This is a genomic window from Paenibacillus sp. FSL R5-0407 (assembly GCF_038009185.1).
In the GTDB taxonomy this organism is placed as follows: Bacteria; Bacillota; Bacilli; order Paenibacillales; family Paenibacillaceae; genus Fontibacillus; species Fontibacillus vini.
The window spans coordinates 2,744,006-2,764,570 of record NZ_JBBPAX010000001.1; the positions used below are offsets into that span (position 1 = coordinate 2,744,006).

Genomic DNA, 20,565 nt, shown 5'->3' on the forward strand with positions numbered 1-20,565 from the left:
TTCCATTCATTGAACCCTATTTACTATAACTATAACGATATGTCGCCCACCCCGGTCGTGGGCAAATTCACCCCGCTGGGAATCCCGGCGGGGTTTACTGTTGTGCCTTGATTCCTCTTTGTTACCAATTACCCGCTGCACGGATTCTTAACCAGTTTTCCCCCGCAATCCTTTCAAAATAAGGCTCAAATTAAAATCCAGGCTGTCTTTCACATCCAGAGGCAAACCGAAGCCTCCTTGTCCCTCCAGGGAGGCGAAGCCGTGGAATAGGCTGCGAAGCCCTCTCACCGTATGCAGCGCTTCTTCCTCCGAAAGATCATAATCTCCGAGAAGGCTCACGATAAGATCTACAATCCTGCCGCTGGCCTCCCCGATTTCCCGGTCACCGGGGTCCGGGGCAAGCTGGACAATCTCGTATAATCCGGGATGCTCCCTGACAAAACCAAGATAAGCGTCCGCAAAGGAACGGATGGCTTCCTCTCCCCGCTTGCCTTCACCGGAAGCCACAATCGAGTCGTGCAGCTGTTGAAGCGCATAGGCCGCCACCATTTTCCGCAAATCGTCCATGCCGCTGACATGGTTGTATAGTGAAGGAGGACGTATCCCCAAATACTGCGCTACAGAGGAAACAGTCACGGCTTCCGCGCCCTTGCCGTCCGCGATTTCAACAGCAGCCCGAAGTACGGCTCCGGTATCAATTCCCACTCTTGGCGACATAGCTCTCTCCCCCCTCTCCCTTAGTTCGGGAGGGAGTAACCCCCAGCTTTCGTTCGGCTTGTTCAATTGCCTTTGCCAATGCGCCGGCCGGATCTCCGATCATCTTGCCGTGGCCTGCCGCAAGCAGCGACGGCTTTAAGGCTGCCAGCTTTATGGCACTCTCGAGAGCTGTCTCGGCATTCCAGGTGGCCATGGCCGGAAACGGAAACAACGGCCGTATGATCCCGCTGACAGCGATTCCTCCCCGGGTTTGGAAGGCATCGCCCACCACCAAGGCGCCGTCGCGGGTGTCCAGCAGCGATATCGAGCCCGGCGTATGCCCCGGCGAAGCCACCACCTGCAGGGAGCCGACCCGATCCCCGTCCGCCAAGAGTACATCGGCGCGGGTTGCTACCTTCTTCGGAACTCCACCGCGGATCGGGGTTTGCGGTTCGGATGGATCCAGCGTCACGTCCCCTTCGAGCAGACGCGCGTCCCGAGCCGAAATATATACCGGAATATCCGGATATTTCGCCTTTATTGCATCCAGTGCCCCTACATGATCATCATGGGCATGGGTAAGCACAATCCGCGTCAGCGGCTTGCCGGCCGTCTTGGCGGCGGCCTGTATGATCCCATCCGCACTGTACGGCAGTGCGGCATCTATAAGCGTAACGCCATCCTCCTCTTCCACCAGATAACAATTGACCGGAAAAATCCGTGGCAAGAACGAAACTTGAATAAGCCGATTTTTTCGAATGATTCTCATATGGATTAATCATCCTCTCCAACAAACTAAATGTATTAGTTAAATAATAAACTAATGATATTAGTTTTACAAGTCCTTTTTTTAGTCGTACAAGCGGACTTTTGCGAATAGGATGGTACAAGTAGTTATGCCACGGATTACATTCCATTATCATTCCTTGGGGGTATGTCGTTTGAACAGTATGCTAGGCTTTGTATTTCTCGGTTTGTCCCTTTCCGCGCCGATCGGTCCGGTAAACGCGGCCCAGCTGGACAAGGGTATCCGGGGCGGATTTCTGCCCGCCTGGCTAGTAGGTCTTGGCGCCATCGCGGCCGATATCATCTATATGCTCCTGGTGTATTTCGGAGTCATTCACTTTTTGAATACCCCGTTCATGAAATCCTTTCTGTGGCTGTTCGGCTTTTTCATTCTCACGTATACCGGAATCGACAGTCTTAAACAGGCAGGCAAACTCAGCTTAAGCGAAATGAGAGGCCGCGAGCCGCTAATGAAGTCGTTTATGTCCGGTTTCATGATGTCTTTGTCCAATCCGCTATCCATTTTGTTCTGGCTCGGGATTTACGGTTCTGTCCTGGCCCAAACCGCAGCCGCGTCAAATGCCAGGGATCTGGTCATTAACAGCTGTGCTATCATCGCCGGGGTCCTGCTTTGGGATGTGACGATGGCCGGATTCGCGAGCATATTCCGAAAAATTCTAACCGACCGCGTCATTCGAACCATCTCCGTTTGTCAGGGCTTTCCTTAATCGGATTCGGGTTGTACTTCGGTTACGAAGCCATTCTGCTGCTATTGGAACGCCTCTAGTCAAGCCGCGGCCTGCGAATTAGTACTGCTTTGCGGCGGCGTTTGGCACCCAACTTCCGCTTCTTCCATACTCCGAACTGCAGGATTAGAGTGACCCCGCCGATCACGCCGATAAACGCCAGGCTGCCCCAAAACCCGGGGCGGCTTGTTCCGTGGGTAAGCGTCCCCGACACAGCGAGTAGTATAAGCACCATACCTGCATAGCGTTTGACTTGTCCGAACACGCTCAATTCCAGCAGCTTGCCTGAAGTAAGCAAAATAAACAGCCAGTTATACAACAAAAGCAGGCCCGCCGCTGTCGTAATGTATTCATAAATCCGGCCCGGCATAGCCAGGGAGAGGATGATGGAAGCGGCTAAGCCGGCGGCCGTCAACCCGATTGCGTACATAGGACGCTTCTTCAACGCCTTCTTGGCGAACAATGGAGGGGCGTCTTTATCCTCCGCCAATGTTACCAGCATCATGGTGACCGCATACAGGGAGGCCACCATCGTAGAGAAGCCGGCGATAATCAGCACGGCATTGAACAAATGCGGAATAAACGGCATATGAACGCCGTCCAACGCCGTGATAAACGGGCTTTTCTTAGGCACAATGGATTTCCACGATATCAAAGTCACAACGAGTCCAATCGACAAGACGTAAACGACTGTCAGGAGCAGCAGCATAATTTTCCCGGCTTTCGGAGCTTCCTCCGGTTTCTTTAGCCGAAACGCCATCATCCCCATCACCTCAATTCCGCCAAATGCATAAAAAGCGAAGATCAAGCCAGCCCATAGTCCCATTGCGCCGGTAGGGAATATCTGCCCCATCGTCCGTGGAAAAGCGCGAGCTTCCCCGCCGGGGATCCATCCAAAAAGTGCGGCGCCCGCAATTCCGAGAAACATTAAAATCGCTGCGATCTTGATGACCGAGAGCACATTTTCAACAGAATCGAATCCTTTGTTCCCAATAAAAATAACGAGCAATCCGAGCAAGGCATATCCGGTCGCAAAAACCCACATCGGCACCCCGGGAAACCAGAATCGCGAAAAAAGCGACAATGCCGTAAGCTGGCTGCCCATAATGAGAAGTTCAGAGGACCAGTAAACCCAGCCGCTGCTGAATCCGGCCCATCTCCCGAACGCCTGCTTGGCGTAAGAACGGAATGATCCTTTCTCCGGGCGTTTGGCCGTCATGCGTGCCAATGCTTCAAAGACGTTATAGGTCCCAAGTGCAGCAAGAACAAAGGCTATAAGAATCGAGGGTCCGGCCATAGTTATTCCGATTCCCGAACCCAAGAAATACCCTGTTCCGATCGTCGATGCCACACCCAGCAAGGAAAGCTGCCACCATTTCAAATTCCCGCCGCTCTGTTCCTTCTCTTGCCTCCCGCCCAAGATTAACTCCTCCTCGCTCTAATTGCTACAACTCATAATGAGATCCATTTAAATTAGGATGCTTGAACTTATTGAAAGTATTCAGCAAACCAATAACTCTTTATGTTAGGTATAACCACCAGGCGATCAGCTTCCGATAAACGTGTTATATGCATCGTAACCGCTTGGTTAAAATACATACTGCATAACAGAATTACGGAGGTTTCATGATTAAACTGCGCACTTTTCTAATGATAGCTTTTTCAGTGTTCATCATCCTTCTCGTTACCATATTAAGTATCATTATGGGCCGGCACTCCTCGCGCCAAATCGAAGGCGAAATCGGACATTCCTTATCGGGCATTGCTTTTCAAATGTCCGACAAACTGGATCATTTCATGTGGGCCCGCTCCGGGGAAATCGAACTGGTCACCACCCTGGAGACATTGAAACAGCCCGAAAGACCGGAAGAAATCCGGCATTTGCTTGAACAGCTGAGAACAAGTTTCCCTTCCTTTTCATGGATCGGTTATCTGGATGACAAAGGCAATGTGGTAGCTTCAACAGATAAAATTCTGGAGGGAAAGAACATTGCGGAGCGCCCGGTTTTCAAAGAAGGCATTAAGGGAGAATTCATCGGCGACGTCCACGAGGCGGTCTTGCTCTCCAAGCTGCTCCCGAATCCCAGCGGAGAGCCTCTGCAATTCGTCGATATCAGCACGCCCGTAAAAGGTGCGGACGGCCAACCGATTGGCGTACTTGCCGCCCACCTGAGCTGGGAATGGTCCAAGGAAGTACAGCGGACGATTCTGACTCCCCAGTTGGAACACTTTCGCGGTCTCGAACTATTCATCGTCAGCAAATCAGACAATACCGTTCTCCTCGGACCGGAGGAGATGGTAGGACAGCCGCTGCCTCTGGTCAGCGTGAAGCAAGCGCAAGAGGGTCGTAACGGCTGGGACCTGATTACATGGCCTGACGGGAAGCGCTATCTCACCGGCTATTCATACGGGAATGGTTATCTCGATTATGAGGGATTGGGCTGGACCGTACTTGTCCGCCAACCGGAAGCTGTCGCGCTGGCCCCCTTGAAGGATCTCAAAAATTATTTCATTATTGCCGGAGCCATTGCCACGATTTTCTTCGCTTTCCTCGGCTCCTTGCTGGCGGAGCGGATTTCAAGGCCGATACGGGGACTGACGGAGGCGGCGGATCAATTGAGGGCGGGAGATGACGTAAATATTCCGGAGTACCGGACCTTCCATGATATTTATAGCCTGTCGACGTCCTTGCGCAGTCTGGTAGATTCTTTAAGCAAGACCGAATCAGCGCTTGGAAATATGAAGACTCTTGCACACAGCGACCAGCTTACCGGTCTTCCAAACCGGGTCGCTCTTGAAAAATACCTCGAAGACACATTACCGGGCATGGATCCCGCCAAGGGCAAGCTTGCCTTTATGTATATCGATCTGGACGGATTTAAAGCCGTCAATGATTCACTGGGACATCAGTCCGGCGATTTGCTGCTGCAAAAGGTTGCTCAGCGGCTGGATTCCATCCGGCAACCCGGAGGACTTGCGGTGCGTCTGGGAGGAGACGAATTCCTGTTCATCTCACCGGCTTCCCCGTCCATTGAAGAAGCCCGAACCGAAACGGAACGCCTGGCCAACGAACTGATTGCCCTGTTAAACCAGCCTTTCGTTATCGAGCTGCAGATGGTGACGATCGGCTGCAGTATCGGCGCCGCCTTTTATCCGGATCACGGCGCCCATCCTAATCAGATTATCCAGGCGGCAGACGACTGCCTCTACCTTTCGAAGCAAGCCGGGAAAAACCGCGTGACGTTTGCCGAAACGCCGCCGGAATGAAACAAAAAAAGAGAGGCAGTCACCGACATTCTGAAGCGGTGACTGCCTCTCCTTAATTATGAATCAGTTTCTTTATACATTCACATGTTCTTTCATTGGCGTCTCATCGTGGTCTATCGCACCGCGACCCGGCCAAAATGCCCATTTACCAAGAAGCATCGTAATTGACGGCACCAGGAACGGACGAACGACGAACGTATCCAGCAGCACCCCGATGGCCGTAATGATGCCGAACTGCACGAGAACCTGAATCGGAAGCGTCGCAAGAACGGCGAAGGTTCCCGCGAGAATAAGGCCGGCCGAAGTGATGACGCCGCCGGTTTCCGTTACTCCTTCCCGGATGGCATCCTTTAACGGCATCGTTTTGCGCTTCTTCCAGATGCTTGAGACAAGGAAGATATTGTAGTCCTCTCCCAACGCAACCAGGAACACAAAAGCATATAGCGGAATCAATCCCTGAATCGCGTCGGCCCCCATAATATCATGAACGAAGACCCAGCCCAGACCAAGTGCCGAGAAATAGGACAGCACGACCGTCAAAATCAGGTAAATGGTAGCCACGACAGACCGAAGGTATACGAGAAGCAGGATGGCTATCAGCCCGATGACGATCGGAATGATGACCTTGGCATCCCGGTTATTGGTCATTTCAGTATCGTACTGGGTTGCGGGCTGCCCGCTGATCCAGGTTTTCGCTTCCGGGGCGCTGATGCCTGCGTCCGCGAGAGCCTTCTCGGCCGCTTCCCGCAGGTCCGGAATATGATTGACCGCTTCCATCGAATAAGGATTAATGTTGAACTCGACATCCACGGCGGATATATTCGGGTTGTTCTTCCCTGCGGCAGGTTCTGAAACCTTGCTCACATAAGGGAGTTCCTCAAATGTTTTCCGCAGCGGAATATCCTGCCCTTCCGTATCCACCATAATCTTCACAGGTGCCAATTCTCCGGGCGTGAATTTCTCGCCGATCACGGCAAACCCTTCACGAGAAGGTGAATCTTCGGGGAAAGATGACAGCAAATCCACGGTATACTGAATTCGGAACGAATTGACGGCAGCTGCCCCCAGAAAAACCAAAGTCACGATCACGACCAGCCAAGGCCGCTTTGTAACAATAACTCCGATTCGTCCACCGACCTTGTTTTTCTTTTTCGTTTTGACAGCCGTAGTTTTGCCTTTTGCCCGTTTGTGCTCCGCTTCCATCTCCGGGGTCCGGGGAACAAAGGGATAAAAAGAGGTACGGCCCAAGATTGCAAGGATTGCCGGTACTAGCGTCAGACTCGCGATCGCCATAATGAGAATCGATAAGCTGAACGGAACCGCAAAACGGTGAACCGCTCCATATTTCGCCAGAAGCAATACAAGCAGCGCGATAACCACGGTAAATCCGCTCATTGCAATAGCCCCGGACGAATCCTTGAGCGCCCCAAACAACGCTTTGGACTTATCCTTTTCGACGGTGAGTAATTGACGGAACCGCGAAATCAGGAACAGACAGTAATCCGTACCCGCCCCGAACAAAAGCACCGTCATGATTGAAATAGCCTGTGAGTCCACCGTGATCCAGCCCAGCTCCGCCATTTTGCCCAGAATCGGACTGGCCGCCCCATAAGCGAATCCTACGGCGATCAAAGGAATGATCGCCAGCAACGGCGAACGGTAAATCAAGAGCAGCAGAATCAGCACCAGCAAAACCGTTGCGATCATCAGCGAAACGTCAGCATTGGAGAACAGGCCGACGGCATCGATTGAAATGCCCGCAGGGCCTGACACGCGGGCGGACAGTTCTCCCTTGTTCAGGTCAGCCGCAAATGGGTCCGCGCCAAACAGCGTTTCAGCTTGCTTCCTGATTTCTTCGGTTCCTTGCTTCATCGTATCGGAATCCGCCGTTTTCCCGAAGAAGAAAGGCAGTACAAAAGCCGCTCCATCCTCCGAAGCCTGCTGCTGCAACACCGGCAGCGGCAGTTTATCGAACGGAGGCAGCGCCCCCTGACCGGGTACCGGATGCTCCGCGAAATAGGCGGTTAATTTTTGAATTCCGCCGTAATCCTCTTCGGTTAATCCTCCCTCCCGGTTCCAAACGATCAGCGCCGGAATTCCGCTTTCTGCCGGAAACTCCGTCTCGGCAACCAGCCCGGCTTTTACCGAAGGCTTACCTGAATCCAGGTTGGCCGCATTGTTTTTTTCCATCTGATTAACACCGGGCCACACCGCACTCAACACACCAACGATGATGACCCAAACCGCAAGCGTAATCCACTTCGTTCTTTTTCCCGCGACCCATCGGCCCATTTGCTTTAACAGCATCCCAGGTTCCCCTCCATCTTCATTCTAAGAAAATATATGTTAGTGATATTCATCATAATAATTATATATACCGGAAGGTTAATTATCAATCAGGTAACCCGTCCCTTTGTTGCCATGAATTCGCTTATGGTGCGTGTTCAAAAAGTCAGGTTTTCAGGACCAAGAAGGTTGGATGAAGCTAGGGACTGAGTAGCGGAGCGTACAGAAGGTACGTGAGCAACGGAAGGCCCGGCTGAATTCAAAATTCGACGTCGAATCCTCATCATGATCTGCTTCGTCATGGAAAGATGACTTTTTTAACAACCTCTTATGGTATAATGATTCGACAGAACTAGGTGTTGAGGTGATATAATGAGCACCCCGAACAAGCGGCCTTTGGGACGCCCGGTTCAGCAGCAGGACGGGTTGCCGATGTCAGTGCATATTTTGCAGACCGCCTCCAGATTGTTTATGGAAAAGGGCTTCGAGTCCGTCTCCATGAACCTGGTCGCTGAACAATGCGGTGTTACCAAAGCCACAATTTACTATTATTATCCGGGCAAAACGGACCTGTTCGTCGCTTCTATTGCGAAGACATTATCCGTAGTGAATGATCGGATTCGCGGAATCCTCAGCCAATCGGGATCTTTTCGTAGCCGGCTGATCAAGATCACGGAGAATTATTTAAGGATTCCCCAGGTTCATATGAACGATATGTTCGATAAAGTGAAGCAGCATTTAACCGAAGAGCAGCAGCAAACGCTGATTCGATATGAGAACGGATTGTACGAAGCGCTTAAGGAAGGCTTTGACGCAGCGGTACAGAACGGGGAAATTGCTTGCGAGGATACGATGATGGCTGCTCATATTTATGTCTCGATGCTGCGGGTCGGCGAGCGGCAATATGACCGGAACCAGGTGTTGTTTCCGTCGGAGCGGGAAGCGGCGGAGTCGATCATCGCTTTTTTGTGGAGAGGCATTCATGTGTAGCAGGTTGTAGAACTGCGGACGGAAAGGAAGAAACGGACATGGCATTCGGAATCGACAGAAACGAGTTAAACGCATGGAAGGAAGCCGTGTCCCGGGGGGAAATCGCGTATTTGACCCACTACTGGCTGGACCCCCGATTCCCTGGAACCAAGACGGTAACCAAGGTCGGTTGCTCCGACCTGGACCGTCTGACCGCTTGGTGCGAAAATCACGGGCTGAGCCCCAAATATATTCATCTCCGCCCTCCTTTTCCTCATTTTGATCTCCTGGGACCCAAGCAACGGGAAATTTTAGTGCAGGAGCAGCAATGGGACCAGTTGAAGCGATTCCGGATGCTCTAGGCGGTATCGGCAGCTTCATCCGCTAAATCCATAGTTACAAGTCAAAAACCTCCTTAAACAGCTGTTTGCGTGCTGCTCTAAGGAGGTTTTTTCTGAGTGTCTTATTCTAAGATAATCCCATCCGTTCGACGAGACGCGTGCTTTCCTCATTCAACCCGGTAATAACTACTTCTTTATTCACCTGCCGGTATTTGAAGATGACTTTCGAAATCGCGTTTGCCGCGGAATGATCCCATACATGAGACTTGGAAAAGTCGATTACGATCTTCTCGGGATCGTTGGCCGGATCGAACTCGCTCAAGAAATTCGTGACAGTTCCGAAGAACATCTGTCCTGATACCCGATAAGTTCTAACCTCATCGGCTTCTTCATGCATAATGCGGATTCTGGCTATTTTCCAAGCGAACACCAGCGCGCTCAACAGTACGCCGATTCCCACACCGATGGACAGGTTACTCGTAGCCACTACGGTAACTACCGTTACGATCATAACCAGGGCATCGGACTTCGGAATTTTATGCAGCGACCGGAGGGAATCCCATTCAAACGTTCCGATACATACCATAAACATAACTCCGACCAAAGCGGCCATAGGAATTTGTTTGACGACTCCGCCCAGCACAATGATAAGGAAGAGCAAACCGACACCGGAAACCAGTGTCGACAGCCGGGTGCGGCCGCCGGATTTCATATTGACCATCGATTGGCCGATCATGGCGCAGCCCGCCATTCCGCCGAAAAACCCGGTCACGATATTGGCCAAGCCTTGCCCTTTCATCTCCCGATTCTTATCGCTGGTCGTGTTGGTGATATCGTCGATAAGCGTCGCCGTCATCAAGGATTCCAGTAAACCTACTACCGCCAAGGATAAAGAAACTGGAAAAATCGTCTTCAGCATATCCCAGGACAAAACGACGTCAGGCAAGTGGAAGACCGGCAAAGAGCTCGTAATCGCCCCCATATCGCCGACCGTTTTGACATCCAGATGCAGCGAAATGCTCAGAATCGAAACGATGATGATAGCAACGAGTGCCGAGGGCACTGCTTTGGTGAAGCGGGGAATTATATAAATGATCGCCAGCGTAAGCGCGACGAGACCGTACATCAGCCATCCCTGGCCAGAAAAATGACTTAATTGCGCCATGAAAATCAGAATGGCCAAAGCATTGACGAAGCCGGTCATGACCGAGTGCGGCAGAAAGCTGATCCATTTTCCAAGTTTAAGCTGGCCCATCACGATTTGTAATATACCGGCCAAGATCGTCGCCACGAATAAATACTCGATCCCATGATCCCTGACCAGGCCGCCCATCAGCAAAGCCATGGCTCCCGTAGCCGCCGAGATCATACCCGGACGTCCTCCCGCAAAAGAAATTACGACAGCGATGCAAAACGAGGCATAAAGGCCAACCATCGGGCTCACCCCGGCCAGGATGGAAAAGGCTATCGCTTCGGGAATCAGCGCAAAGGCCACCGTCAGGCCGGACAACACGTCGGTTCGCGTATTCGAGAACCAGCCTGCGGAGTTATTTAGTTTTAACAATGAAGTATTCCTCCTTCTAATCAATCCATGGATATCTATCAGTAAAACAGGTCCGGTGCAACGCTCACGGTCTTGATTATATGAAAAAAGGCCTGATGACCTCAATGAGGTCACCGGCCCGTAAAAGCGTTATCATCGTAACGATACTTTTATTTACTGAATTATGCTTGTATATTCTCTCAAATTAAAAGTATTTACTGATCACTTCAGCCACTCTCGAGTTCTTAATCGGCTTGCTTAGATAATCATCCATCCCGGCCTTCAGACAGTTCTCCCTGTCGCCCTTTAATGCGTTGGCCGTCACCGCCACAATAACCGGACATTTCTCCGGCGGAACCGTGCTCTTAATTACCTCGGTCGCCTCAAGCCCGTTCATCTCCGGCATATGCACATCCATGAAGATCATATCGAACGATTCATAGGCAATCGTCTGGATGACCTCCTTCCCGTTTCTCACAATGCGGGTGGAGTGCCCCAGCTTTTCAAGCATCTTCTGGAGGACGATTTGATTAATTTCATTATCTTCCGCGATCAGAATATGGAGCTTGCGGCCAGGCGGCTGCTCCTCTCCGCCCTCCACCTGGCAGTCAATCTTGTTCGTGTTTCCTTTAAGACTGATATCAAATATAAAGGTCGCCCCGGGGCCATCCTGAGGCTCTACCCATATTTCCCCGTCCATCAGCCCGACCAGCTTTTTGGTGATGGCAAGTCCAAGTCCGGTCCCTTCATAACGGCGGGTCATGAAATGATCCAGTTGGGAAAAAGGTTCGAACAACAGCGGGATCTTCTCCCTTGGAATACCAATGCCGGTATCCGAGACCTTAAAACGCAGACGGATCAAATTATTATCGCTGGGAAGACGGTTTACGCTGACCGTTACTCCGCCCGAATAGGTGAATTTCACGGAGTTCCCAACCAGGTTAAGCAGAATTTGCTTTAAGCGCTCTCGGTCGCCGAACAGCATGCCGGGAATGTCCGGGCTGACGAAATAGTTTAAGGTAAGTCCTTTTTTGTTTGCCCGGGCCATCAAAATATCCAGCGTCTCCGAAATGGCCTTCCGGAGATCAATCAGCTCCTCATGCAGCTCTGCCTTACCGGATTCTATTTTTGCAAAATCAAGTATATCGTTAATGATAGCCAGCAGCGTATCGCCGCTCTTGCGGATAATGTCCAGGTACTCCCGCTGAGTATCCGATACTTCAGTCGTTTCAAGCATCAAATCGGTCATACCGATCACGCCGTTCATCGGAGTGCGGATTTCATGGCTCATCATGGCGAGAAATTCGCTTTTGGCCTTATTCGTGCTTTCGGCGGCTTCCTTCGCAATAAGCAGCTTTTTCTGTTCGCTTATATCTTTGGCGATGATATAAAAGCCCACGTTCTTCTGGTTGATGATGATCGGGGCAATCGTAGTCAAAACTTCGGTCTCTGTGCCGTCCTTCGTCTTGATTTTGTCGATTCCTTTTTCGATCGTAGCATCCGTAATCGATGCGGACAAAATATTTTGCAAATGTCGCTCCTCAATAAACATGGAGAATCGTTTACCGGTCATTTGCGGGATTTTATAGCCTGTTAATTTTTCAGCCATTACATTGGTATTGATAATATGACCGTTTAAATCCAGTGAAAATACGGCGTCGTGGTTGTACTTCTTAAGGGAATTGTATCTTTCGACCGTTTCCTGAAGCTTGCGTTCCACTAGTTTCCGTTCGCTGATATCCTGTACGGTTCCGCTTATTTTTAAGGGTTGTCCATCCTCGTCATAAGTCACGATCCCGCGAATATGCAGGTATTGAAAATCTCCAGGCTGAAATTCATGCTGGAACTCAAAATCAAAGTTCCCCACATCCATGGCTTTGGCGACTGTCTCAACCAGCCGTTCCCTTTCGGAGGGATGCAGCAGTTGCAATGCATCGGTCGGAGACATTCGCTCCTCTTTCTTTTCGATACCGAACATAGGATATAGCTGATCGAACAAAGCGACCCGATCTTCCGCCACATTCCATTCCCAGCTTCCGATCCGGGCAATTCGCATCGTTTCTTCCAACATCAGTTCATCGTACTTCCGCTTGGAGATTTCCCGGCCAATCGCCAGAATCTTAGAATTCGGTTGTCCTGCATCCGCCAAACGCAGAGAAAATTCAAACCAAAGATAATGGCCTTCTTTGCTCTTGAGTCTAAGCTCGACGATACTCCTATGATGGCGCAGCAAATCCTTGCTGAGGGGAACATGGATATCCTCGGGATGACACCACTCCGAAAACTTCACACCAATTAGTTCCTCGGGGACATAACCAAGCCAGTGTGTTACCGAATCGGAACAATACAAGCCCGTTCCTTCTAAATCGCAGCAATATACCAGATCATCCATATGACCAAGAATAAACTGGTTCCAATCCATATTCATAACAAGCCTCCGTCCCATGATACATGATAGTAGTAAAGTTAATTCGGAAGGAACCTGCAATTCTTCAAATAAGTTGTTAAAAAATTCACGATTTGCTCACAAATGAATCGTTTCCTTTTGTAATAACAAACATTAATTTAAAAGTCAATTTGAAATATGGTTTGCCGGAAAAGCGGAAAAAACCTGAAATAATTATACTTAACATTTCCCTTTTCATAGCCGCCCTAATCAAGTAATCTTTAGTATGGGAATTTTTCGCCCTGCTGGACCCGTTTCTATTAGAGAGAAAACCATATTGAGGTGATGTTGATGTCCATTCAAGCACATGCTTCGCCCGCGAACACGAGTTTGTTCCGGAACCGTTTCTACCAGACCATTCTGATTTCAAACATCTTTTTGCAGATCGGGATCTGGGTCCGGAACTTCGCGATTTTGATGTTCGTAACCGACAAAACGAACAATGACCCCTTGGCCATTTCACTGATTTCCGTAGTTGAATTCGCTCCGATCTTCGTATTCTCCTTCATCGGAGGCGCTTTCGCCGACCGCTGGAAGCCGAAGCGAACGATGATCTGGTGCGACTTCCTATCCGCAGTATCCGTATTCGCCGTTTTATTGACGTTGTTATACGAGTCTTGGGAGGCCGTTTATTTCGCCACCTTTATTTCGGCGATCCTGTCACAGTTCTCGCAGCCTTCCGTCATGAAGCTGTTCAAGCAGCATGTTCATCCGGATAAGCTGCAGCAGGGCATGGCTTTGTTCCAATCCCTGGTCGCCATTTTCATGGTGCTTGGCCCAACGCTCGGCATTTTTGCCTATCACCAGTTCGGAATCCATATCTCGATCGGCGTGATGGGCGTTGCCTTCCTTCTCTCCGCCATCGTCTTGTTCCGGCTTCCCGCCGACGAAGAGCAAGAAACGAAAACGGAGCGGACGTCGAAACTGAGACAGGAGCTGGCTGACGGCTTCCGTTATGTCTGGCGCAGCCCTGTGCTGCGGGTACTCGGCGCGACATTCGCCATTGCCGGTTTTTCCGTAGGTACCATTCAGACGCTTGGATTGTTCGTCGTAACGGAACGGCTTGGACAGCCAAAAGAATTCCTGCAGTTTCTTCTCATGGTCAACGGCGTCGCCATGCTGATCGGCGGAGGCCTGATTATGACCTTGTCCAAAAAGGTGAAGCCGCAGGTGCTGCTTGCATTCGGCATGGCCGTCAGCGCCGTGTGCATCGCTGGCATGGGCTTCTCCACCAGCATACCATTAACCTTGGTACTACAGTTTTTAAACGGGCTTACCTTCCCTTGTATCCAAATCGGAATCAATACCCTGATCCTGCAATCGACGGAGCAATCCTATGTCGGCCGCGTAAACGGGGTGCTCAGTCCGATGTTCATGGGCATGATGGTCGTCATGATGTCGCTGTCCGGCGTACTCAAAAAGCTGTTCCCTCTAGTGAGCATCTATACGTTCTCCGGAATCGTCATGCTGATCGGCGCGGTCATCCTTGTCCCTATCTTTAAACATAAAGCCGCCCCAATCCCGGTTCCAGGTACAGAGGAGCCTGAGGGCGCGTAGGCATTTGTAGATGCTGATGCAGTGCTGATGCGGTGCTGGTGCTAGTGCTAGTGCTAGTGCTAGTTCTGGTGCTAGTTCTGGTGCTGGTACTGGTGCTGGTACTGGTGCTGGTACTAGTGCTGGTACTGGTGCTGGTGCTGGTACTAGTGCTGGTACTGGTGCTGGTGCTGGTGCTGGTGCTGGTGCTGGTACTAGTAGTTCTAGTGCTGGTGCTGGTGCTGGTACTAGTAGTTCTAGTGCAGATGCAGGGGCAGTTTGCCCCTAAGATCCATTTCAGTAATTCAGCTTGTGTAGTGGGCTGGGGCTTGCTATCGGACCGGCGTCTTGTTGAACTTTAACGGACACAGGAGACCTTATTAGCCACATTTTAGTGATCTCGGCAATTTAACGGACATGAGGGACCTTATTCTTCGAAAACAAGCCTTTCACAGCGTCTTTTGGTCAACTTAACGGCTGTGGTGTCCGTTAGATTTGGAGATCGGCCATTTTCGGTCTTTTAAGGCCCCTGGTGTCCGTTAGCGTCCGCCTCATTCTTCATCCGAACCAGACCCGGACTTCCTTTCTGCCCATCCGGGTCCGGAGCACTTATCATAAACAAAAGAGTCCTGAAGCTTGCCGTACGTTGGCGTTGCTTCAGGACTCTTTACTGTTAATTCAGGATATTGAATTAGCGTTTGTTAAAAATATCAGTTAGTACAGGCACGATTTGCGATTTACGGGAAACAACGCCTTTCAATACGGCTTGGTTATTCTCCAGCTTCACGCCATAGGCTTCTTCTACTGCATCAGCCGATTTACCCAATGCCAGACCGACCGAATCGTTGTTCAAAATGTCAGTAACCACGAACAGGAACAGATCCAGACCTTTGCTGTCCACGATGCCGTTCAAAGCAGCTTCAAGCTCGCTTTGACGTGCCAATACGTCGTTTACATCAACCGCATTGACTTGAGCGATTTCCACTTTTGCGCTGCCCATGGCAAACTCTTTCGCATCCAGGGAAATCAGTTGCTCAATGCTCTTGTCGCTGAGATCAGCTCCGGCTTTAAGCATGTCCAGCCCGTATTCTTCAGGGTTCACACCGGCGATGTCCGCCAGTTCACGAGCAGCGGCAACATCCTGCTCCGTGCAGGTTGGAGATTTAAACAGAAGGGAATCCGAAATGATGGCGGAGAGCATCAACCCGGCAATGTTTGCGGGAACGGCGATGCCGTTTTCTTTGTACATTTTATTAAGGATCGTTGCCGTGCAACCTACCGGCTCGGCACGGTAATAGAGCGGGCCGCTGGTTTCGAAATTGGCAATCCGGTGATGGTCGATGACTTCCGCTACACGGACCTGTTCAATGTCGGAAACGCTTTGCTGGCGTTCATTATGGTCGACCAAAATAACGTCCTTCACTTCTCCGGCAGCCGACTCAATGACGCGCGGCGCCTGGAAACCGAAGCGGTCGAGCGCAAATTTCGTTTCCCCGTTGACCTCGCCTAAAGCGACTGGCTCAACATTCCATCCCAGCTTGGATTTCAGGTCAGCATAAGCAATTGCGGAGCAGATCGTATCCGTGTCCGGGTTTTTGTGTCCGAAAATCAATACTTTATCCATTTGTTTACTCTCCCTTTCGTCATTTAACTTAGAAAAGTATATCCCAGAACCAGATTCACAATCAAGGGTCAAGCGTGATAGGATCAAAGAAAACCCCCGGCCAAGCTGAGGATTTCAGGTCTCCCTCAGGGGACGTTCAGCCGATATTCAGCGTAATCCCGGATAATATAATTATAATCGGCAATCGTACTGGAGGCTTTTTACATGAAAAATCTACAAGGCGTCAAAGTGATGTTAGTTGACGATGAACCTCATATCATTCAATTTTTGGAGCTTGGACTTATGAACGAAGGGTTTGAGATTCAGACTGCAAGCGACGGCATGACCGCCGTCAATCTCGCTCTCGAGTTTCAGCCCCATGTCGTCGTCCTGGACGTGATGATGCCGGGAATGGACGGCTGGGAGGTCTGCCGGCTGCTGAAAAAAAACCTTAGCAACGTAGCGATCATTATGCTGACGGCGAAAGACGAGGTGGAGGATCGGGTGAAGGGGCTCACAACGGGGGCGGACGATTACGTGGTAAAGCCGTTCAGCTTCGAGGAACTGCTCGCCCGGATCGGCGCGCGGCTGCGCAACCAGTTCCCCGCCCTGTTCAGCGAGGTGACCCTCGGTCCGTTCCGGCTGGATGACCGCCGTAAAGAAATCCAATACCAGCAGCGGATCCTGGAACTATCCCCAACCGAATATGAACTGCTGAAATATTTGGTTATCAACCATGGCATTGTGCTAAGCAAGAGCAAGATCCTGGATCAGGTATGGGGCTACGATTTCGGCGGCGAAGAGAATATCGTTGAGGTTTATATCCGCTCCCTGCGAGAAAAGCTGAACGACAAAGAGCATCGGTTGATCCGGACGCTCCGGGGCGCGGGCTATCGCGTCGATCTGCCATGAAGCTGAAGAATTGGGGCGGTGCTCTGCGCAAACTAGCGTTTCCCCGCTCGCTTCGTTCCCAGCTTCTCTCCCGTTCCCTGTTTATTCTTGCGCTTCTTCTGCTGTTGATCGGCACGGTCCAATTTGTCGTGATGAAAAATTTTCTATACAGCAATCAGGCTGAAACCCTGTTATCCCAAATCCGCAGTCTTCCTAAAGAGCTGCTGATGAACGGCAACGTATTCCCCGCACGCAGAGTGCGGGACGAAGCCGCAGCCCCGGCGATGCCGCAACCGACGCAGCCTGCGGACGGCTCCTCATCGTCGGAGTCGCCTGGGATTCCCGATCAGTCTTGGCTTCCCGATACCTCCGGCATCGGCGAGCGCGGACCATTTCTTTTTTTGCCGGATACATCCTTGGCATTGATCAGCAAAGATGGCGAGTTTATAAGCCGATCAAACGAATCCGGCCTCCCGGCACCGCAACTGAGCGAAGAAGAATACGCCAGCATCCTGAAGCAATGGGAGAATAAAAAGGCCGTTGCCTACAAAATCGCCCAAGATCACAAAGGAAACGAGCAGCTGCTGGTTTTCCGGCCCGCGGAAGGGCCTTGGGACTGGGACCGGCTGATTCAAATGGGCATCGCCACCGCCCCGTTAAAAGCAATCGCCCTGCGGCAGCTTTCGATCTTCATTATCCTGTCGCTGCTCGCTCTCGGCGGCGGACTTATGCTGTACCTTCCCGTACTCCGCAAAACGCTAAATCCGCTAGATCGGATGGTCAATACGGTGGAGGCTCTGGATGCCGGCAATTTGGATCGGCGCTTCCCTTCCTCGCTGGGTCAAACCGAAATCGACCGGCTGGCGAAATCGTTTAACGGCATGCTGGAGCGGCTGCAAACCTCCTTTGCAACCGAACGGGAAGCCAAGGAGCAGATGCGCCGTTTCATCGCCGATGCCTCACATGAGCTGCGGACGCCGCTAACGTCCATTCACGGCTTTCTGGAGGTGCTGCTACGCGGCGCCGCCGACAAGCCGGAGCAACTGAACGCCGCACTAAACAGCATGCTTGGCGAGGCCAAGCGGATGAAGAAGCTGGTCGAAGACCTGCTGATGCTGGCCAAGCTGGATCGTCAGCCGGTCGTCAACCGTACCGAAACCCGCCTCGATACACTTGTGGAGGAAATGGAGCCCCATCTGCGAATGCTCGCCGGTGACCGTACAGTCAGCTTTAGCCTCACCCCGGACTTCAAGAGCATGGTCGATTGCGATAAAATCAAGCAAGTTATTCTGAATTTGTTTCACAATGCCGTCCAGCATACGGATCCGACAAAGGGGGCAATCACGGTCTCCTTAACCATGCCGGCGAAGAATCTGGCACGTTTAAGCGTACAGGATAATGGCCCCGGAATACCGGCAGAGCACCTTCCGCATGTATTCGAGCGCTTCTACCGCAGCGAAATTTCTCGTACACGCAAACAGGGAGGCGCGGGTCTCGGGCTTTCCATCTCCCAATCGATTGTGCAGGCCCATGGGGGACGGATCGACGTGCAAAGCACGGCCGGAACGGGCGCAACCTTTTGGGTCGAGCTACCTGTTCTGTAATAAGGCAAGCCCTTACTCCAGCCGCAGAAATGAATTTAGATGTTTTTGCTTCCTCCTTGTTTCAAGAATTTCAGCAATAATGCAGTATTCTGATGCTCAGAAAAGGCTTAAAGGATAAAATCCTGCGAAAGTGCAGGTTTTTATCCCTTTTTTAGCAAACGGGGTGCACAACGTGGAATATTAATGTACTTTTGCAGGAAGTCATCTTCAGATTGGCCATATTTAAAAGGAAAGCTGCACTTTCGCAGCTTTCCTTCTTTTTAACATCCCCATGGTGATATCGGGGTTTATTAACTATTTACTTTAGTCGTTTACTCCGCTCTCATCGCCCACCGCGCTCGCACTTTCTTCGGTGCCTTCCAGCGCGTACTGCTTATATTTTCCGTAATCGCTCTGCTTGCACTCCATCGAAAGTTTGGTCCCTTCAGGCTCATAGCTCGTTTCAAAGATATGGGCATGCTCGTTGAAATATGAGACGACCGCTCCTTGATCGTAAGGAATCAACATTTCGCAGCGGATGTAGTCCTTAAACACCCGCTCCCGGATTAATCCGATCAGTTCCTGAATGCCTATTCTTGGTTTGGCCGCAAGGAACACTTTATCTCCCTGAACCTCGGGGATCGCTCGCTCGGCCAGGTCGGACTTGTTATAGGCGTAAATGACCGGAATGTCCGTAATTCCAATCTCTTTCAGCGTTTGGTTCGTAATGTCGATCAGCCGCTCGTATTCCGGATTAGAGTAATCCACCACATGGATCAGCAGGTCCGCTTCAGCCACTTCTTCCAGCGTGGAACGGAATGCCTTAATCAAATGATGCGGCAGTTTGCTGACGAATCCGACCGTATCCGTCAACAGGAACGTTTTGTTATCTTCGAGCGGGATGCTGCGAACCGAGGTTTCCAGCGTCGCGAACAGCATATCTTTTTCAAATACCTGCTTCTCCTGCTCCGGGTTAAACCGCTCCATCATCGCGTTCATGATCGTCGATTTGCCGGCATTGGTATAGCCGACGAGCGAGACGACGGGCACATCGTTCTTCTTGCGCTGTTTGCGCTGGGTTTGCCGGTGCGCTACGAGCGTCTCCAGCTCTTTGCTCAGCGCGGTGATCTTCTCCTCGATCCGCCGGCGGTCGAGCTCCAGCTTCGTCTCCCCTACGCCGCGGTTTTTGGTGCCAACCCCGCCGCTCTGACGGCCGAGCGATTCACGAAGCCCCACAAGCCGCGGCAGCATGTACTTGAGTTGGGCCACTTCCACCTGAAGCTGGGCTTCCCTCGTCTTGGCCCGCTGATCGAAAATATCGAGAATCAGTATGGTCCGGTCGATAATTTTACAATCCAGATCGGCTTCCAGATTGCGAATTTGGGAAGGAGACAGCTCATCATTGAAAATGACGAGATTGCCATCGTTCGCTTCCAGGAGTGCACGTACTTCTTCAATCTTTCCCGTTCCGATGTAGTGGGAAGAGTTGATTTTCACCAGATTCTGGGTGAGCGTCGCTGTGACTTCAATATTGCAAGCTTCGGCCAGATTGGCCAGCTCCTCCATCGAGTATTCAAAATCCTTTTGATGATTCAAATTAACTCCGACCAGGACTGCTTTTTGCTGTAGTTGTTCCATATATAAATTCCTCCCTTAGGAAAAATAAGATCGTCCCCGCAAAGAGACCACAGTGCTCACTGTACCTAGCTTCTCCCAATTCATGGCGGGGACACCGGAAGAAACAAAAAAACACAGGAAGGATTCCCTGTGTCGGTTCAAACGAAAACGTCGCAGACCTCCGCTTGGCTACGGCAAACAAACGTCTCCCGTAAAGCGGCGCCCGCAAAGTCGGCATATTCTATTCAAAAGATGAGT

At 51.1% G+C, this 20,565-nt stretch carries 15 protein-coding genes and 1 pseudogene; 8 read left to right on the forward strand and 8 right to left on the reverse strand.

Annotation, left to right across the window (positions count from 1 at the left end; all coding sequences use genetic code 11):
• Positions 1-147: 147 nt before the first annotated feature.
• Positions 148-717, reverse strand: coding sequence for a TetR/AcrR family transcriptional regulator (locus NYE70_RS13355; RefSeq protein WP_213655818.1), 570 nt, complete (start codon positions 715-717; stop codon positions 148-150).
• Positions 695-1,465 (reverse strand): MBL fold metallo-hydrolase, encoded by a 771-nt coding sequence (locus NYE70_RS13360; RefSeq protein ID WP_213655817.1) that lies wholly within the window; start codon positions 1,463-1,465, stop codon positions 695-697. The genes NYE70_RS13355 and NYE70_RS13360 overlap by 23 nt, the downstream gene beginning before the upstream one ends.
• 172 nt (positions 1,466-1,637) lie before the next feature.
• On the opposite strand from NYE70_RS13360, the pseudogene NYE70_RS13365 reads away from it, so the two are divergent.
• Positions 1,638-2,269 (forward strand): annotated as a pseudogene (locus NYE70_RS13365) (LysE family transporter).
• On the opposite strand, the gene NYE70_RS13370 reads toward NYE70_RS13365, so the two are convergent.
• Entirely contained in the window at positions 2,266-3,648 is a 1,383-nt protein-coding gene (locus NYE70_RS13370) for an amino acid permease (protein ID WP_445323775.1), read from the reverse strand. The pseudogene NYE70_RS13365 and the gene NYE70_RS13370 overlap by 4 nt on opposite strands.
• Positions 3,649-3,854: 206 nt before the next feature.
• Between NYE70_RS13370 and NYE70_RS13375 the strand changes: the two genes are divergently transcribed.
• The gene (locus NYE70_RS13375; protein ID WP_341046314.1) at positions 3,855-5,495 is read left to right on the forward strand and encodes a GGDEF domain-containing protein; all 1,641 of its coding nucleotides are present in this window, start codon (positions 3,855-3,857) and stop codon (positions 5,493-5,495) included.
• A gap of 72 nt (positions 5,496-5,567) precedes the next feature.
• On the opposite strand, the gene NYE70_RS13380 is transcribed toward NYE70_RS13375, so the two are convergent.
• Positions 5,568-7,802 carry an MMPL family transporter gene (locus NYE70_RS13380; RefSeq protein ID WP_341046315.1) on the reverse strand — a complete coding sequence of 745 codons (2,235 nt, stop codon included), beginning with the start codon at positions 7,800-7,802 and terminating at the stop codon, positions 5,568-5,570.
• 351 nt (positions 7,803-8,153) lie between these two features.
• Between NYE70_RS13380 and NYE70_RS13385 the strand changes: the two genes are divergently transcribed.
• Positions 8,154-8,771 carry a TetR/AcrR family transcriptional regulator gene (locus NYE70_RS13385; RefSeq protein ID WP_290406679.1) on the forward strand — a complete coding sequence of 206 codons (618 nt, stop codon included), beginning with the start codon at positions 8,154-8,156 and terminating at the stop codon, positions 8,769-8,771.
• Positions 8,772-8,809: 38 nt separating this feature from the next.
• Entirely contained in the window at positions 8,810-9,112 is a 303-nt protein-coding gene (locus NYE70_RS13390; protein WP_211024307.1) for a hypothetical protein, read from the forward strand.
• Positions 9,113-9,218: 106 nt separating this feature from the next.
• On the opposite strand, the gene NYE70_RS13395 is transcribed toward NYE70_RS13390, so the two are convergent.
• Positions 9,219-10,655, reverse strand: coding sequence for a SulP family inorganic anion transporter (locus NYE70_RS13395; RefSeq protein WP_211024305.1), 1,437 nt, complete (start codon positions 10,653-10,655; stop codon positions 9,219-9,221).
• Between the two features lie 184 nt (positions 10,656-10,839).
• Positions 10,840-13,062 carry a PAS domain S-box protein gene (locus tag NYE70_RS13400; RefSeq protein ID WP_341046316.1) on the reverse strand — a complete coding sequence of 741 codons (2,223 nt, stop codon included), beginning with the start codon at positions 13,060-13,062 and terminating at the stop codon, positions 10,840-10,842.
• 309 nt (positions 13,063-13,371) lie between these two features.
• Between NYE70_RS13400 and NYE70_RS13405 the strand changes: the two genes are divergently transcribed.
• Together NYE70_RS13405 and NYE70_RS13410 are read left to right on the forward strand one after the other, a co-directional pair.
• Positions 13,372-14,637, forward strand: coding sequence for an MFS transporter (locus tag NYE70_RS13405; protein WP_211024301.1), 1,266 nt, complete (start codon positions 13,372-13,374; stop codon positions 14,635-14,637).
• A gap of 56 nt (positions 14,638-14,693) precedes the next feature.
• Positions 14,694-14,975 (forward strand): hypothetical protein, encoded by a 282-nt coding sequence (locus NYE70_RS13410; protein WP_341046317.1) that lies wholly within the window; start codon positions 14,694-14,696, stop codon positions 14,973-14,975.
• A 329-nt stretch (positions 14,976-15,304) separates the two neighbouring features.
• Here NYE70_RS13410 and NYE70_RS13415 read toward each other — a convergent pair whose 3' ends face one another.
• Entirely contained in the window at positions 15,305-16,237 is a 933-nt protein-coding gene (locus tag NYE70_RS13415) for a manganese-dependent inorganic pyrophosphatase (RefSeq protein WP_213655810.1), read from the reverse strand.
• Between the two features lie 204 nt (positions 16,238-16,441).
• On the opposite strand from NYE70_RS13415, the gene NYE70_RS13420 reads away from it, so the two are divergent.
• On the forward strand, positions 16,442-17,128 hold the full coding sequence (locus NYE70_RS13420) for a response regulator transcription factor (RefSeq protein ID WP_213655809.1): 687 nt from the start codon (positions 16,442-16,444) through the stop codon (positions 17,126-17,128).
• The gene (locus NYE70_RS13425; protein ID WP_341046318.1) at positions 17,125-18,711 is read left to right on the forward strand and encodes a sensor histidine kinase; all 1,587 of its coding nucleotides are present in this window, start codon (positions 17,125-17,127) and stop codon (positions 18,709-18,711) included. Before NYE70_RS13420 ends, NYE70_RS13425 begins: the two co-directional genes overlap by 4 nt.
• Before the next feature lie 303 nt (positions 18,712-19,014).
• Here NYE70_RS13425 and hflX read toward each other — a convergent pair whose 3' ends face one another.
• Positions 19,015-20,328, reverse strand: coding sequence for a GTPase HflX (hflX, locus tag NYE70_RS13430; protein WP_341046319.1), 1,314 nt, complete (start codon positions 20,326-20,328; stop codon positions 19,015-19,017).
• Positions 20,329-20,565: the final 237 nt, after the last annotated feature.